Source organism: Pseudomonas sp. CYM-20-01 (genome assembly GCF_023169845.1).
In the GTDB taxonomy this organism is placed as follows: domain Bacteria; phylum Pseudomonadota; class Gammaproteobacteria; order Pseudomonadales; family Pseudomonadaceae; genus Aquipseudomonas; species Aquipseudomonas azotoformans.
This window is the reverse complement of the sequence record NZ_AP025169.1, coordinates 4,808,919-4,824,169: the sequence shown is the minus strand read 5'-3', so window position 1 is coordinate 4,824,169 and position 15,251 is coordinate 4,808,919. Positions and strand designations below refer to the sequence as shown.

Here is a 15,251-nt window from a genome sequence, read left to right as displayed (position 1 = left end):
CGTAAGGCGCGGTTCAGTTCAGACCTGGAGGCCGCACGGTTTCATGCCGGTATCCCTGGCAGATCGACCTGTGCATCCAATAGGCTCATGAAAGCCCGCGCAGCATTCGACAGCGTCCTTTCGGTGTGCACGATATAGCCTAGCTGGCGACTGAGTTGTATGCCCGGCAAAGCGATACTTGCCACCTGATCATCGAGCATGGTGCGCGGCAGGACGCTCCAGGCCAGGCCGATCGACACCATCATCTTGATCGTTTCCAGGTAGTTAGTACTCATCGCGATATTTGGCGTGAGGCCCTGGGCCTCGAACAGCCGGCTGACAATATGGTGGGTGAAGGTGTTGCCGCCGGGGAACACCGCCGGGTGCCCGGCAATATCGGCCAGGCTGACGTGGCCGTTGCTGATCAGGCTGTGCTCCGGCGCCACCACGAAATCCAGCGGGTCGTCCCACACCGGGGTGGCGCGCACCAGATTGTGGGGATCGGGTGCCAGGGTGATCACCGCCACTTCGGCGCGGCCGTGGAGGATTTCTTCGTAGGCCACTTCCGAATCGAGGAACTGAATATCCAGCGCCACATTCGGGTATTCCCGGGTGAATGCGCGCAGCACCGGCGGTAAACGATGCAGGCCGATATGGTGGCTGGTGGCCAGGGTCAGGCGCCCGCTGACTTCGCCGGTCAGGTTGGTGAGGGCGCGGCGGGTGTCGTCCAGCACGTTGAGGATCTGATAGGCGCGTGGCAGCAAGGCCCGTCCGGCCTCGGTCAGGCCGACTTCGCGGCCCAGGCGGTCGAACAAACGCACCTTCAACTGTTGCTCCAGGCCGGCAATGCGTTTGCTGATGGCTGGCTGGGTCAGGTGCAGGCGTTCACCGGCGCCCGAGAAGCTACCGGTCTCGGCGATGGCGATAAAAGCATTGAGGTTGGCCAGGTCCATGGTTGTATTCCAGTTGGTAATCCAAAGCATAAAAAATATGAATTTGAGTTATTTAATGTAGCGCCATACCATCAGCCTCACAAGCCAAAGGGTTATTGAAAAGCCCGGCATAGAGAAACACCGCTGATGAGGACCGACTGATGGCCGGCAAAACGCTTTACGACAAGCTTTGGGATTCCCATGAAGTGAAACGGCGCGACGATGGTTCGTCGCTGATCTATATCGACCGTCACATCATCCATGAAGTGACCTCGCCCCAAGCGTTCGAAGGCCTGCGGCTGGCCGGGCGCAAGCCTTGGCGCGTCGACTCCATCATCGCCACCCCGGACCACAACGTACCGACCACCCCTGAGCGCAAGGGCGGCATCGAAGCCATTGCCGACCAGGTGTCGCGTTTGCAGGTACAGACCCTCGACGACTACTGCGACGAATATGGCATCACCGAATTCAAGATGAATGACGTGCGTCAAGGCATCGTGCACGTGATCGGCCCGGAGCAGGGCGCCACCTTGCCGGGCATGACCGTGGTCTGCGGCGACTCCCACACCTCCACCCACGGTGCGTTCGGCGCCCTGGCCCACGGCATCGGCACCTCCGAGGTGGAACATGTGTTCGCCACACAGTGCCTGGTCGCCAAGAAGATGAAGAACATGTTGGTTAAAGTCGAAGGCCAGTTGCCGTTCGGCGTGACCGCCAAGGACATCGTGCTCGCTGTGATCGGCAAGATCGGCACCGCCGGCGGTAACGGCCATGCCATCGAGTTCGCCGGCAGCGCGATTCGCGACCTGTCCATCGAAGGTCGCATGACCATCTGCAACATGTCCATCGAAGCCGGTGCCCGCGTGGGCATGGTGGCGGCGGACGAAAAGACCGTTGAATACGTCAAGGGCCGTCCATTTGCCCCACAAGGCAAGGATTGGGACGCCGCTGTCGAAGCCTGGAAAGACCTGGTCTCCGACGCCGATGCGGTGTTCGACACCGTGGTCGAGCTCGACGCTGCCCAGATCAAGCCGCAAGTCAGCTGGGGCACTTCGCCGGAGATGGTCCTGGCCGTCGACCAGAACGTGCCGGACCCGGCTCAGGAGGCCGACCTGGTCAAGCGTGGTTCCATCGAACGCGCCTTGAAGTACATGGGCTTGAAAGCCAACCAGGCGATTACCGACATCCAGTTGGATCGCGTGTTCATCGGTTCCTGCACCAACTCGCGGATCGAAGACCTGCGCGCCGCGGCGGTGATCGCCAAGGGTCGCAAAGTGGCTTCGACCATCAAGCAAGCCATCGTGGTGCCGGGCTCGGGCCTGGTCAAAGCGCAGGCTGAAGCCGAAGGCCTGGACAAGATCTTCCTCGAAGCCGGTTTTGAATGGCGTGAGCCGGGCTGCTCGATGTGCCTGGCGATGAACCCGGACCGCCTGGAGTCGGGTGAGCATTGCGCGTCCACCTCCAACCGTAACTTCGAAGGGCGCCAGGGCGCCGGTGGGCGTACCCACCTGGTCAGCCCGGCCATGGCCGCTGCGGCTGCCGTCAACGGTCGTTTCATCGACGTTCGCGAATTGATCTGAGGATTACCCGATGCGTGCTTTTACCCAACACACCGGCCTTGTCGCCCCTTTGGATCGCGCCAACGTCGACACCGACCAGATCATCCCCAAGCAGTTCTTGAAATCGATCAAGCGCACCGGCTTCGGCCCGAACCTGTTCGACGAGTGGCGCTACCTGGACGTGGGCTACGCCTACCAGGACAACTCCAAGCGCCCGCTGAACAAGGACTTCGTGCTCAATGCCGAGCGTTACCAGGGCGCCAGCGTCTTGCTGGCCCGGGAAAACTTCGGCTGCGGTTCCAGCCGTGAACACGCGCCATGGGCTCTGGAAGAGTATGGCTTTCGCAGCATCATCGCGCCGAGCTACGCCGACATCTTCTTCAACAACAGCTTCAAGAACGGCTTGCTGCCGATCATCTTGAGCGATGCCGAAGTGGACGAGCTGTTCAAGCAGGTTGAGGCCGAAGAGGGCTACCAACTGACCGTCGACCTGGCCGCGCAGACCGTGACCCGCCCAGATGGCAAGGTGTACCACTTTGAGGTGGATGCCTTCCGCAAGCATTGCCTGATCAATGGCCTGGACGATATCGGCCTGACCTTGCAGGACGGCGATGCGATTGCCGCGTTTGAAGCCAGGCACCGGGCGAGCCAGCCTTGGTTGTTTCGCGATGCCTGATTGGCGGTAACCGTGCGGGCCCCATCGCGGGCAAGCCCGACTCCCACATTGGACTGCATTCCAACTGTGGGAGCTGGCTTGCCTGCGATAGCGCCAGTACCAACACCCCAAAACCCAAGGAAACCACCATGACCACCACCGCCCACACCCAAGTCGTGCAAAAACAATTCGGCGAGCAAGCCTCCGCCTACCTGAGCAGTGCCGTGCACGCCCAGGGCACCGAATTCGCGCTGCTCCAGGCCGAACTGGCCGGGCAGGGCGGTGCGCGACTGCTGGACCTGGGCTGCGGTGCCGGTCATGTCAGCTTCCACGTTGCGCCACTGGTCAAGGAAGTGGTCGCCTACGACCTGTCCCAACAGATGCTCGACGTGGTCGCCGCCGCTGCCACGGACCGTGGCCTGGACAACATCCGCACCGTGAACGGCGCCGCTGAGCGCCTGCCGTTCGCCGATGGCGAGTTCGACTTCGTGTTCAGCCGCTACTCGGCCCACCACTGGAGCGACCTCGGCCTGGCCTTGCGTGAAGTGCGTCGGGTGCTCAAGCCGGGTGGTGTGGCGGCTTTCGTGGATGTCTTGTCACCGGGCAGCCCGCTGTTGGACACTTACCTGCAAACCGTCGAAGTGCTGCGCGACACCAGCCACGTGCGCGACTACGCCGCCGCCGAGTGGATGCAGCAGCTCAGCGAGTCCGGCCTGCATGTGCGCACCAGCAGTCGCCAGCGCCTGCGCCTGGAATACACCTCGTGGGTCGAGCGCATGCGCACGCCGCAGGTCCTGCGCGCCGCGATCCTTGAGCTGCAAAAGGCGATGGGCCAGGAAGTGCGTGATTATTACGAAATTCAAGCCGACGGCACCTTCAGCACCGACGTGCTGGTGGTGTTTGCCGAACGCTGATTGATTTTTCCCGACCTGCCCACGGGCGGGTCGCTTGATGAAATGAGGAACCCATGAGCAAGCAGATTCTGATTCTCCCTGGCGACGGCATTGGTCCGGAAATCATGGCCGAAGCGGTCAAGGTGCTGGAACTGGCCAACAGCAAGTACAGCCTGGGCTTTGAACTGAGCCACGACGTGATCGGCGGCGCCGCCATCGACAAGCACGGCGTACCGCTGGCCGACGAGACCCTGGACCGCGCCCGCGCGGCCGACGCCGTGCTGCTCGGCGCAGTGGGTGGCCCGAAGTGGGACAAGATCGAACGAGACATCCGCCCTGAGCGCGGCCTGCTGAAAATCCGCGCGCAACTGGGCCTGTTCGGCAACCTGCGCCCGGCGATCCTCTACCCGCAACTGGCCGACGCCTCGAGCCTCAAGCCGGAAGTGGTGGCGGGCCTGGATATCCTGATCGTGCGTGAGCTGACCGGCGGTATCTACTTCGGCTCGCCACGCGGTGTACGCGAGCTGGAAAATGGCGAGCGCCAGGCCTACGACACCTTGCCGTACAGCGAGAGCGAAATCCGCCGTATCGCCCGTGTCGGCTTCGACATGGCCCGCGTGCGTGGCAAGAAGGTCTGCTCGGTGGATAAAGCCAACGTGCTGGCCTCCAGCCAGCTGTGGCGCGAAATCGTCGAGGAAGTGGCCAAGGACTACCCCGACGTCGAACTGAGCCACATGTACGTCGACAACGCCGCCATGCAGCTGGTGCGCGCGCCGAAGCAGTTCGACGTGATCGTCACCGACAACCTGTTCGGCGACATCCTGTCCGACCAGGCGTCGATGCTCACCGGTTCCATCGGCATGCTGCCGTCGGCGTCCCTGGACACCAATAACAAGGGCATGTACGAGCCGTGCCACGGTTCGGCGCCGGACATCGCGGGCCAGGGCATTGCCAACCCGCTGGCGACCATTTTGTCGGTGTCGATGATGCTGCGTTACAGCTTCAATTTGAGCGATGCGGCGGATGCCATCGAGCAGGCCGTGAGCCTGGTGCTGGATCAGGGTTTGCGCACCGGCGACATCTGGTCGCAGGGTTGCACCAAGGTCGGTACGCAAGAAATGGGCGACGCAGTAGTCGCCGCGCTGCGGAATCTGTAATCTCTCGGGCCCGCTTGCAGTTGTTGCTGCAAGGCGGCCCACTTTTTAACAAGGTGTAGTTGCGATGAAACGTGTAGGTCTGATCGGTTGGCGCGGTATGGTCGGTTCCGTGCTCATGCAGCGGATGCTGGAAGAGCAGGATTTCGATCTTATTGAGCCGGTGTTTTTCACCACTTCGAATGTGGGTGGCCAGGGGCCGTCCGTGGGCAAGGATATTGCTCCGCTCAAGGACGCCTACAACATTGAAGAGCTGAAAACCCTCGACGTGATTCTGACCTGTCAGGGTGGCGACTACACCAGCGAAGTCTTCCCCAAGCTGCGCGAAGCCGGCTGGCAGGGCTACTGGATCGACGCCGCGTCGAGCCTGCGCATGCAGGATGACGCGGTGATCATCCTCGACCCGGTCAACCGCAAGGTCATCGACCAGCAGTTGGATGCCGGTACCAAGAACTACGTCGGCGGCAACTGCACCGTCAGCCTGATGCTGATGGGCCTGGGCGGCTTGTTCGAAGCTGGCCTGGTCGAGTGGATGAGTGCCATGACCTATCAGGCGGCCTCTGGGGCCGGCGCGCAGAACATGCGTGAGCTGATCAAGCAGATGGGTGCGACCCACGCCGCGGTCGCCGATCAACTGGCCGACCCGGCCAGCGCGATCCTCGACATCGACCGCCGCGTGGCCGAAGCCATGCGCAGCGATGCCTACCCGACCGAAAACTTCGGCGTGCCGTTGGCCGGTAGCCTGATCCCATGGATCGACAAGGAACTGCCGAACGGCCAGAGCCGCGAAGAGTGGAAGGCCCAGGCCGAGACCAACAAGATCCTCGGCCGCTTCAAGAGCCCGATCCCGGTTGACGGCATCTGCGTGCGTATCGGCGCGATGCGCTGCCACAGCCAGGCGCTGACCATCAAGCTGAACAAAGATGTGCCGATCGCCGATATCGAAGCGTTGATCAGCCAGCACAACCCTTGGGTCAAGCTGGTGCCGAACAACCGTGATATCAGTATGCAGGAGCTGAGCCCGACCAAGGTCACCGGCACCCTGAATGTGCCGGTGGGCCGTCTGCGCAAACTGAACATGGGCAGCCAGTTCCTCGGTGCATTCACCGTGGGCGACCAGCTGCTGTGGGGCGCGGCCGAACCGCTGCGCCGCATGTTGCGGATTTTGCTGGAGCGTTGATCGCGTAAGGCAATGAGAGAAACCCGCGTTCTGATGACAGGCGCGGGTTTTTTGTTGTTTGGTCGGGCTTCATCGGGGGCAAGCCCCCTCCCACATTTTGACCTGTGAACCCGTTCGAGTGTGGGAGGGGGCTTGCCCCCGATAAGGCCATCAGCCCCACCACAAATCCCAGCTTAATTGCCTCACCCCCAGTCACCCGGTAAAGTGCCGCTCCCCCCGCGATGCCCGAGGCAGCCCCCATGACCCAGACCTTTGAAATCGCCGTGATCGGCGCCACCGGCACCGTCGGTGAAACCCTGGTGCAGATCCTCGAAGAGCTGGATTTTCCGGTAGGCACCCTGTATTTGCTGGCGGGCAACAACTCGGCCGGCGCCTCCGTGCCCTTTCGCGGCAAGAATGTGCGGGTCAAGGAAGTCGACGAATTTGACTTCAGCAAGGCGCAGCTGGCGTTCTTTGCGGCGGGGCCGGCTGTCACCCTGAGTTTTGCGCCGCGTGCCACGGCGGCGGGGTGCTCGGTGATCGACTTATCCGGTGCGTTGCCGGCCGAGCAGGCGCCGCAGGTGGTGCCGGAGGCCAATGCCCACGTGCTGGAAGGTCTGAAGAAGCCGTTCCAGCTCGGCAGCCCGAGCCCGTCGGCGACCAACCTGGCGGTGGTGCTGGCGCCTTTGCGGGGCTTGCTGGATATCCAGCGGGTGAGCGTCACCGCCAGCCTGGCGATGTCGGCCCAGGGGCGTGAAGCCGTCAGCGAACTGGCCCGGCAAACCGCCGAGCTGCTGAATATGCGCCCGCTGGAGCCGAAGTTCTTTGATCGGCAGGTCGCCTTCAACCTGTTGGCGCAGGTTGGCACGCCAGACGCTCAGGGGCATACGGCCCTAGAAAAACGCCTGGTCCACGAGTTGCGTGCAGTGCTGGGAGTACCTTTGCTAAAGATTTCCGCAACCTGCGTTCAAGCCCCGGTGTTTTTTGGCGATAGCCTGACAGTGTCCTTGCAACTGGGCGCGGCGGTCGATCTGGCTGCGGTGAACCGCGCACTTGAGGCTGCGCCGAGCATCGAGCTCGTAGATGAAGGGGATTTTCCTACAGCCGTCGGCGATGCAGTGGGCCAGGATGTGGTCTACGTCGGTCGCGTCCGGGCAGGTGTGGATGACCCGGCGGAACTAAATCTGTGGCTGACGTCAGATAACGTACGCAAAGGCGCCGCACTGAATGCAGTACAGCTGGCGCAGTTGTTGATAAAAGGCCTTGCGTAAAAGATACTTGGCGGCAATTTGTAGATTGATTCTAGCCAGGCGCTATGCTTGGCCCCAGGCAGGAAAAGTTGCGCGTCGGTGACCTATCGGCTCGCCATGCCTTATGGCAGCGGTTACCAACCTTCTCGCAGGCCGGGGAGTGTTCAAACAAAGGATGAGGCTATGGTTCAAGTTCGCAAACTGGTGTTAGCAATAGCGGCCGCCTCGGCGCTGTCCTCCGGTATGGCGCAGGCGCTGCAGCTGGGGGAGATGACCCTCAAGTCGAAGTTGAACCAGCCGTTGGCGGTGGAAATCGAATTGCTCGATGTCGGTGGCCTCACCGCTACCGAGATCACGCCAAGCCTGGCTTCTGACCAGGCATTTGTGGACGCCGGCGTCGATCGCCAGGCGTTTCTCAATGACCTGACGTTCACCCCGGTGATCAACCCCAATGGCCGCAGCGTGGTGCGTGTTACCTCCAGCAAGCCGTTGCCGGACTCCTACGTACGTTTCCTGTTGCAGGTGCAATGGCCGAATGGCCGTCTGATGCGTGACTACAGCGTGTTGCTCGACCCGGCCAAGTTCGACCAGCCGGCACCGACGACCGCCGCGCCTGCGCCGCGTCTGGCCGCACCGGCCAGCACCGCGCCCGCCGCGAGCAAACCGGCACAGCACACCACCACGTCCCGCGACACTCTGTGGGAAATCGCCGAGAAGCACCGCAATGGCGGCTCTGTGCAGCAAACCATGCTGGCGATCCAGGCGCTGAACCCGAATGCGTTCATCGACGGCAATATCAACCGTCTGAAAACCGGCCAGGTCCTGCGCCTGCCGGACGCCGTACAAAGCACTGCGCTGCCGCAACCCCAGGCAATTGCTGAGGTGAGCGCGCAAAATGCCGCCTGGCGCCAGGGTCGACGCGCCGCCACCAACCCGGCAGCGGGCAAACAGCAACTGGACGCCACCAAGCGCACCCAGGCAGGCAACGCGCCTGCAAGCACCAATGCCAAGGACAACTTGAGCCTGGTGTCGGCCGAAGCCGCCAAGAAGGGCGCCAAGGGCAAGGCGGGCGACAGCGCGGCACTCAGCGACAAGTTGGCGATGACCCAGGAGCAACTGGACACCACCCGACGCGACAACGAAGAGCTGAAAAGCCGCGCGGCAGACCTGCAAAGCCAGTTGGACAAGCTGCAAAAACTGATTCAACTGAAAAACGATCAACTGGCGCGTTTGCAGGCTGAAAAGGGTGTTCCGGCTGCTCCGGCGACTGCAGCAATGCCTGCGCAGTTGGCAGGCGAGCCATCCACTGCACCTGCTACGCCCGAGGCCGTCACCCCTGCACCCGTCGCGCCAGCGCCTGAGCCGGTCAAGGCGGACCCGGCACCGGCCAGCGCCGACGGCAAATTCAATGACCTGCTCACCAACCCGATCGTGCTCGGTGTGATCGGCGGTGCGGCGGGTTTACTGGTGTTGTTGCTCCTGCTGTTGTGGGCGCGCCATCGCAATGCGCGCCGCGAAGAGGAAAAACACCTGCGCATGGCGCGGGCCCTGGCTGAAGAACCGGAGTTCACCTCGAACCTCCATGACGACCTGCCGCCGAGCAGCTTCGAAGGTCTGGAGACGCCGCCGCCCAGCGTAAAGCTGGCCGCCGCACCGGCCCCGGCTCCGGTGGTTGAACCGGCGGTTGTTGTGCCGACCGTTGCTTCCGTACTGGCGCCGCTGGCGGTTGCCGTGGCTCCGGTGAACTCAAACGATGCGCTGGCCCAAGCCCAGTCCCATATCGACCGTGGTCACCTGAACCAGGCAGCCGACGTACTGGAGCAAGCGATCAAGCATGAGCCCAAGCGCAGCGACCTGCGCTTGAAGCTGATGGAAGTCTACGGCCTGCAAAACGACAAGGACGGCTTTGTGACCCAGGAGCGTCAACTGGTGGCCAATGGTGAAAACCATGCCCAGGTCGAACAGCTCAAGAGTCGCTTCCCGGCCATGGCGGTGTTGGCGGCGGGTGTCAGCGCCGCCGTGGCTGCAGCTGCCCTGGACGCTCAGTACGTCAAGGATTTGCTCGAAGACAAACCTGCGCCTGCGCAGCCGGAGGTCTTTGACACTGATTTCGATCTGAGCCTCGACGAGCTTGAGCAGGCGTCCCCGGCCGAGGTCAAGGGCGATCAGCAGACGTTCGAGTCGCTGCTGCAGCAGCAGACCGAAGCCAAGGCCAGCCCGGATGACCTGTCGGACTTCGATCTGGACCTGCAACTGGATGCCCCGGCTTCGGCGCAATCCGATGACGACTTCCTTTCGGGCCTGGAAGAACAGATGAAGGACGTGCCGGCCGTCGAGCCGCCGACCCTCACGCCTGCGGCGCTGGATGACTTCGATTTGCCGGAAGATTTCGACCTGTCCCTGGCTGATGAGCCGGAAGCCGCCGCCAAGCCCGATGCTTTCACGTCGGAGCTGGATGATGTCAACGCCGAGCTGGATCGCCTGTCCCAGAGCCTGGAGCATCCGTCCATTGAGCCGTCCTTTACCGCAGAAGACGCGGCGCTGGGCGATGATGAGCCGGAATTCGACTTCCTCTCCGGCACGGATGAGGTGGCCACCAAGCTCGACCTCGCCCAGGCCTATATCGACATGGGGGATGCGGACGGCGCGCGGGATATCCTTTCCGAAGTGTTGACCGAAGGCGATGAGGTTCAACGCGGCGAGGCCAAGGAAATGCTCGGCCGGTTGGCGTAACAGCCCGTTGTTCAAACAGCGGCGACCTTCGGGTCGCCGTTTTGCTTTTGTGGGCTCCCCTGCAAACCGGCATAATGGCCGCCTTTGCGCAACTCATCAGGCTCTCAGTTCTTGGCAAATATAGATAACCCGACCGCCGAAATGGCGGCCGCAGGCTTTTACCGCATCGCCTTGGGCGTGGAATACAAGGGCTCGCGCTATCGCGGCTGGCAGCGCCAGGCATCCGGCGTGCTGACGGTGCAGGAAACCCTGGAAAATGCCCTGTCGAAAGTCGCCAATTCACCGGTATCGCTGATGTGCGCCGGGCGTACCGACGCCGGTGTGCATGCGTGTGGCCAGGTGGTGCACTTCGATACTCAGGCTGAGCGGTCAATGAAGGCCTGGGTGATGGGCGCCAATATCAATTTGCCCCATGACGTCAGCGTCAGTTGGGCCAAGGTCATGCCAGCGCACTTTCATGCGCGTTTCAAGGCCATCGCCCGGCGCTATCGCTATGTGATCTACAACGACCAGATCCGCCCGGCGCACCTCAACGAAGAAATCACCTGGAACCACCGCCCGCTGGATGCCGAGCGCATGGCCGAGGCCGCGCAGCACCTGGTGGGTGTGCATGATTTCAGCGCCTTCCGTGCCGGCCAGTGCCAGGCCAAGTCGCCGATCAAGGAAGTCCACCACCTGCGGGTAACCCGCCACGGCAAGATGATCGTGCTGGATATCCGCGCCGGGGCCTTCCTGCATCACATGGTGCGCAACATCGCCGGGGTGCTGATGACCATTGGTACCGGCGAGCGCCCGGTGGAGTGGGCCAGGGAAGTGCTGGAAAGCCGCGTTCGTCGCACGGGTGGGGTCACGGCACATCCGTTCGGCCTGTACCTGGTGGATGTGGAGTACCGCGACGAGTTCGAGTTGCCGGAGCGCTTCATCGGGCCACACTTCCTCACAGGTTTCAGCGAACTTGGCGGCTGACGCCCGGAATAGCTTTTGTTACCATCCGGGACTTTCTCGGTCCAACCCTGGAGTTTTCACGACATGTCAGCCGTTCGCAGCAAGATTTGCGGGATTACCCGCATAGAAGACGCGCTGGCGGCGGTCGAGGCAGGGGCGGATGCCATCGGTTTCGTGTTTTATGCCAAGAGCCCGCGGGCGGTGAATGTGGTGCAGGCGCGGGCGATCATCGCGGCTTTGCCGCCATTCGTGACCACCGTGGGTTTGTTCGTCGACGCCAGCCGCTGCGAACTCAACGAAACCCTGGATGCCGTACCCTTGGACATGTTGCAGTTCCACGGCGACGAAACGCCTGACGAATGTGAAAGTTATCAGCGTCCCTACATCAAGGCGCTGCGCGTCAAGGCCGGGGATGATATCGCGGCGGCGTGTGCCGCCTACGGTGGTGCTCGCGGGATTCTGCTGGACACCTATGTCGAAGGCGTACCCGGCGGTACCGGCGAAGCGTTCGACTGGTCGCTGATTCCCGCTGGCTTGAGCAAGCCGATCATCCTGGCCGGCGGGCTCAACCCCGCGAATGTCGGGGCGGCAATCGAGCAGGTGCGGCCGTATGCCGTGGATGTCAGCGGCGGGGTGGAGCAGGGCAAGGGCATCAAGGATCACAGCAAGATTCGCGCATTCATGCAGGCCGTGCGCAACAGCAGTGGTGCAATGTGACGGCTGGCAGTCTGCCGCCGTCCATAACTACCACTGTGTAAAACAGCCCGGCGCCGCCTGTGGTGGCCCGGAAACGAAGTGGCAACCCTGCGCTGGCAGGTTGTCTGGAAGGCTGAGGATACAGGCAGGAAAAGGCCGGTCGAACGTCTGACCCCGTCCAGCCTGTGTCATCGCCACATATGAATTTAGCTCAAGGGCATACGCGGGGCTGTGTTCAAGCCACCGGTACTGGAGAAAGAAAGCATGAGCAACTGGTTAGTAGACAAACTGATCCCTTCGATCATGCGTTCCGAGGTGAAGAAAAGCTCGGTTCCTGAAGGTCTGTGGCATAAGTGCCCATCCTGCGACGCGGTGTTGTACCGCCCGGAGCTGGAAAAGACCCTGGACGTTTGCCCCAAGTGCAACCACCACATGCGTATCGGCGCCCGCGCCCGCATCGACATCTTCCTGGACGCCGAAGGCCGTAACGAACTGGGCGCCGACCTGGAGCCGGTTGACCGTCTGAAGTTCCGCGATGGCAAGAAGTACAAGGACCGCCTGGTTGCCGCGCAGAAGCAGACCGGTGAGAAAGACGCGCTGATCTCCGTCAGCGGCAAATTGCTGGGCATGCCAGTCGTGGTGTCGGCGTTCGAGTTCTCCTTCATGGGCGGCTCCATGGGTGCCATTGTCGGTGAGCGCTTTGTTCGCGCCGCCAACTACGCGCTGGAAAACCGCTGCCCGATGATCTGCTTCGCTGCCTCCGGTGGTGCGCGCATGCAGGAAGCCCTGATCTCCCTGATGCAAATGGCCAAGACCTCTGCGGTGCTGGCGCGTCTGCGTGAAGAAGGCATCCCGTTCATCTCCGTGCTGACCGACCCGGTCTACGGTGGCGTATCCGCCAGCCTGGCCATGCTGGGTGATGTGATCGTCGGCGAGCCCAAGGCGCTGATCGGCTTTGCCGGTCCTCGCGTGATCGAGCAGACCGTGCGTGAAAAACTGCCGGAAGGTTTCCAGCGTAGCGAGTTCCTGCTGGAGCACGGCGCGATCGACCTGATCATCCCGCGCGGTGAGTTGCGTCCACGCCTGGGTAACCTGCTGGCGCAAATGATGGGCCTGCCGACCCCGGTGTACGTCGCGCCTAAAGTCGAGCCGATCGTCGTACCGCCGGTGCCTGCAAACCTATGACCCAACGTACCCTGGGCGAATGGCTCGCCTACCTTGAGCAGTTGCATCCGTCCGCCATCGACATGGGCCTGGAGCGCTCGCAACAGGTAGCGGCCCGCCTCGGGTTGGGCCGCCCGGCGCCGCGCGTGATCACGGTGACCGGTACCAACGGCAAAGGCTCTACCTGCGCCTTTGTCGCGGCGCTGCTGCAGGCCCAGGGGCTGAAAGTCGGCGTCTATAATTCCCCGCACCTGCTGCGTTACAACGAGCGGGTGCAGCTCAATGGTGTCGAAGCCACCGACGAGCAACTCTGCGAAGCCTTCGCCGCACTTGATGCGGGCCGAGGCGAGATTTCCCTGACTTACTTCGAGATGGGCACCCTGGCGGCGTTCTGGCTGTTCGAGCGTGCGCAACTGGATGTGGTGGTGCTGGAAGTCGGCCTGGGTGGGCGCCTGGACACGGTCAACGTGGTGGACGCCGATTTGGCGTTGGTCACCAGTATTGGGGTGGATCACGCCGACTACCTGGGCAATACCCGTGAGTCCGTGGCCTATGAAAAGGCCGGGATCTTCCGCCAGGGCAAGCCTGCGCTGTGTGGTGACATTGACCCGCCGTACACCTTGCTGGACAAGGTGCGTGAGCTGGATTGCCCGTTTTTCCTGCGGGGCCGCGAATTCAACCTTGAGATCGGTGATCAGCACTGGCAATGGTGTGGGCGCGATGCGCGTGGCCAGGCCGTAGAACTGCGCGATTTGCCGTTGCTGAACCTGCCGATGGAAAACGCCGCGCTGGCGCTGCAAGCGTATCTGTTGCTTGATCTGCCGTGGAATGCCGAGCAGATCGCCACCACCTTGCTGGCGACTCGCGTGGTGGGGCGTCTGGACCGTCGTGAGTTCGATTGGCAGGGCAAGCGCCTGAACCTGCTGCTGGATGTGGGGCATAACCCTCATGCAGCGGAGTACCTGGCGCAACGCCTGTCGCGCACAGCGCCGGTCGGTCGTCGCCTTGCCGTATTCGGTTTGCTGGCCGACAAGGACCTGGACGGCGTGGTCGCGCCATTGCTGGGCAGTGTCCAGGCCTGGGCCGTCGCGCCGTTGGATACTTCGCGTAGCCGCCCGGCCGCCGAGCTGGAAGTGGCCTTGCAGAACCTTGCTGCGCCCGTGACGTCGTATGCAAGCGTCACCGATGCCCTTGAAGCACAGTGCGCCATTGCCACGCCCGACGATGAGATTCTGTTGTTCGGGTCATTTTATTGTGTTGCCGAGGCGCTTGAGTGGTTGGCCCGGCGCTCCACGGAGGAAGCTGCACATGGCATTACTGGATAGCGCATACAAGCAGCGAATGGTCGGTGCCCTGGTGCTGGTGGCATTGGCGGTGATCTTCCTGCCGATGCTGTTTTCCCGCCAGGATGAAGAGCGTCAGGTCGTTGTCGAGGCGCCGGCCTCGCCGCAGGCGCCTGCAGTGCCTCAGGTGCAGGTTCAGCCGGTGGTGGTGCCTGAGCCCCAGGCGTTACCCGAGGACGAGCCCGTGCCGACCAATGATGAGGTGGCTGCACAGCAGGCACCGTCGATGCCGGTACAGCCAAGTTTGCCGGTGGTGAAGCCGGCGCCTGCGCCGACTGTAGCGGCCAAGCCTGCTGCGCCCGCACCTGCGCCCAAGCCGGTTGCGCCGCAGCCTGCCGCGCCAGGCAAGCCGGACGTCGGCCAGAGCCGCATCGATCCGAATGGCTTGCCGGTCAGTTGGTCGATCCAGGTGGCCAGCCTGGGTAACCGCGAGGGGGCCGACGCGTTGCAGAAGAAGCTGCGTAGCCAAGGCTACAATGCCTATATCCGTAGTGCCGATGGCAAGAACCGGGTGTTTATCGGGCCGCTGATCGAGCGTGCCGAGGCGGATCGCCTGCGCGATTTGCTGGATCGCCAGCAGAACCTCAAGGGTTTCGTGACCCGGTTCCAGCCTGAGCGCGGTTGATTTCGCAGCGGCTTGAGTTTGAAATGCGGTCAAGTGTGGGAGGGGGATTACCCCTCCCACAGTTGTTTCGGGGTGTGCTTGAAATTGGATTCACTCGTCCCAAACTACTGATTTGCAAGGCAGCCACAATCACAGCTTACCGACAGCCCGACGCTCTGCTAAAA

At 62.5% G+C, this 15,251-nt stretch carries 13 protein-coding genes; 12 read left to right on the top strand and 1 reads right to left on the bottom strand.

The features are described 5' to 3' along the window. Positions 1 to 41 precede the first annotated feature (41 nt). Positions 42 to 932, bottom strand: a complete 891-nt coding sequence (locus M2497_RS21735) for a LysR family transcriptional regulator (protein WP_248483090.1) — start codon at positions 930 to 932, stop codon at positions 42 to 44. A gap of 140 nt (positions 933 to 1,072) precedes the next feature. Here M2497_RS21735 and leuC point away from each other — a divergent pair, with 140 nt between their 5' ends. The 12 genes from leuC to M2497_RS21675 all read left to right on the top strand — a co-directional run bounded on the left by leuC (position 1,073) and on the right by M2497_RS21675 (position 15,087). After that, positions 1,073 to 2,491: a 3-isopropylmalate dehydratase large subunit gene (leuC, locus tag M2497_RS21730; RefSeq protein ID WP_058426888.1), complete on the top strand. Its 1,419-nt coding sequence runs from the start codon at positions 1,073 to 1,075 to the stop codon at positions 2,489 to 2,491. A 10-nt stretch (positions 2,492 to 2,501) separates the two neighbouring features. Continuing rightward, complete coding sequence (leuD, locus tag M2497_RS21725) at positions 2,502 to 3,146, top strand: 3-isopropylmalate dehydratase small subunit (protein WP_058426887.1); 645 nt, start codon at positions 2,502 to 2,504, stop codon at positions 3,144 to 3,146. A gap of 128 nt (positions 3,147 to 3,274) precedes the next feature. After that, complete coding sequence (locus M2497_RS21720; protein WP_248483087.1) at positions 3,275 to 4,039, top strand: class I SAM-dependent methyltransferase; 765 nt, start codon at positions 3,275 to 3,277, stop codon at positions 4,037 to 4,039. A gap of 53 nt (positions 4,040 to 4,092) precedes the next feature. Next, positions 4,093 to 5,175: a 3-isopropylmalate dehydrogenase gene (gene leuB / locus M2497_RS21715; protein WP_017737859.1), complete on the top strand. Its 1,083-nt coding sequence runs from the start codon at positions 4,093 to 4,095 to the stop codon at positions 5,173 to 5,175. Positions 5,176 to 5,239: 64 nt separating this feature from the next. Then, on the top strand, positions 5,240 to 6,352 hold the full coding sequence (asd, locus tag M2497_RS21710) for an aspartate-semialdehyde dehydrogenase (RefSeq protein WP_058426885.1): 1,113 nt from the start codon (positions 5,240 to 5,242) through the stop codon (positions 6,350 to 6,352). Positions 6,353 to 6,591: 239 nt separating this feature from the next. Next, positions 6,592 to 7,602, top strand: a complete 1,011-nt coding sequence (locus tag M2497_RS21705; protein ID WP_248483085.1) for an aspartate-semialdehyde dehydrogenase — start codon at positions 6,592 to 6,594, stop codon at positions 7,600 to 7,602. A 162-nt stretch (positions 7,603 to 7,764) separates the two neighbouring features. After that, on the top strand, positions 7,765 to 10,314 hold the full coding sequence (locus M2497_RS21700) for a FimV/HubP family polar landmark protein (RefSeq protein ID WP_248483083.1): 2,550 nt from the start codon (positions 7,765 to 7,767) through the stop codon (positions 10,312 to 10,314). A gap of 141 nt (positions 10,315 to 10,455) precedes the next feature. Then, complete coding sequence (gene truA / locus M2497_RS21695) at positions 10,456 to 11,280, top strand: tRNA pseudouridine(38-40) synthase TruA (protein WP_248488244.1); 825 nt, start codon at positions 10,456 to 10,458, stop codon at positions 11,278 to 11,280. 63 nt (positions 11,281 to 11,343) lie between these two features. Beyond that, positions 11,344 to 11,976, top strand: a complete 633-nt coding sequence (locus M2497_RS21690; protein ID WP_248483081.1) for a phosphoribosylanthranilate isomerase — start codon at positions 11,344 to 11,346, stop codon at positions 11,974 to 11,976. 243 nt (positions 11,977 to 12,219) lie between these two features. Then, the gene (gene accD / locus M2497_RS21685; protein WP_058426880.1) at positions 12,220 to 13,140 is read left to right on the top strand and encodes an acetyl-CoA carboxylase, carboxyltransferase subunit beta; all 921 of its coding nucleotides are present in this window, start codon (positions 12,220 to 12,222) and stop codon (positions 13,138 to 13,140) included. Beyond that, complete coding sequence (gene folC / locus M2497_RS21680) at positions 13,137 to 14,444, top strand: bifunctional tetrahydrofolate synthase/dihydrofolate synthase (RefSeq protein WP_248483079.1); 1,308 nt, start codon at positions 13,137 to 13,139, stop codon at positions 14,442 to 14,444. The genes accD and folC overlap by 4 nt, the downstream gene beginning before the upstream one ends. Continuing rightward, positions 14,428 to 15,087, top strand: coding sequence for an SPOR domain-containing protein (locus M2497_RS21675; protein WP_248483076.1), 660 nt, complete (start codon positions 14,428 to 14,430; stop codon positions 15,085 to 15,087). The genes folC and M2497_RS21675 overlap by 17 nt, the downstream gene beginning before the upstream one ends. Positions 15,088 to 15,251 lie beyond the last annotated feature (164 nt).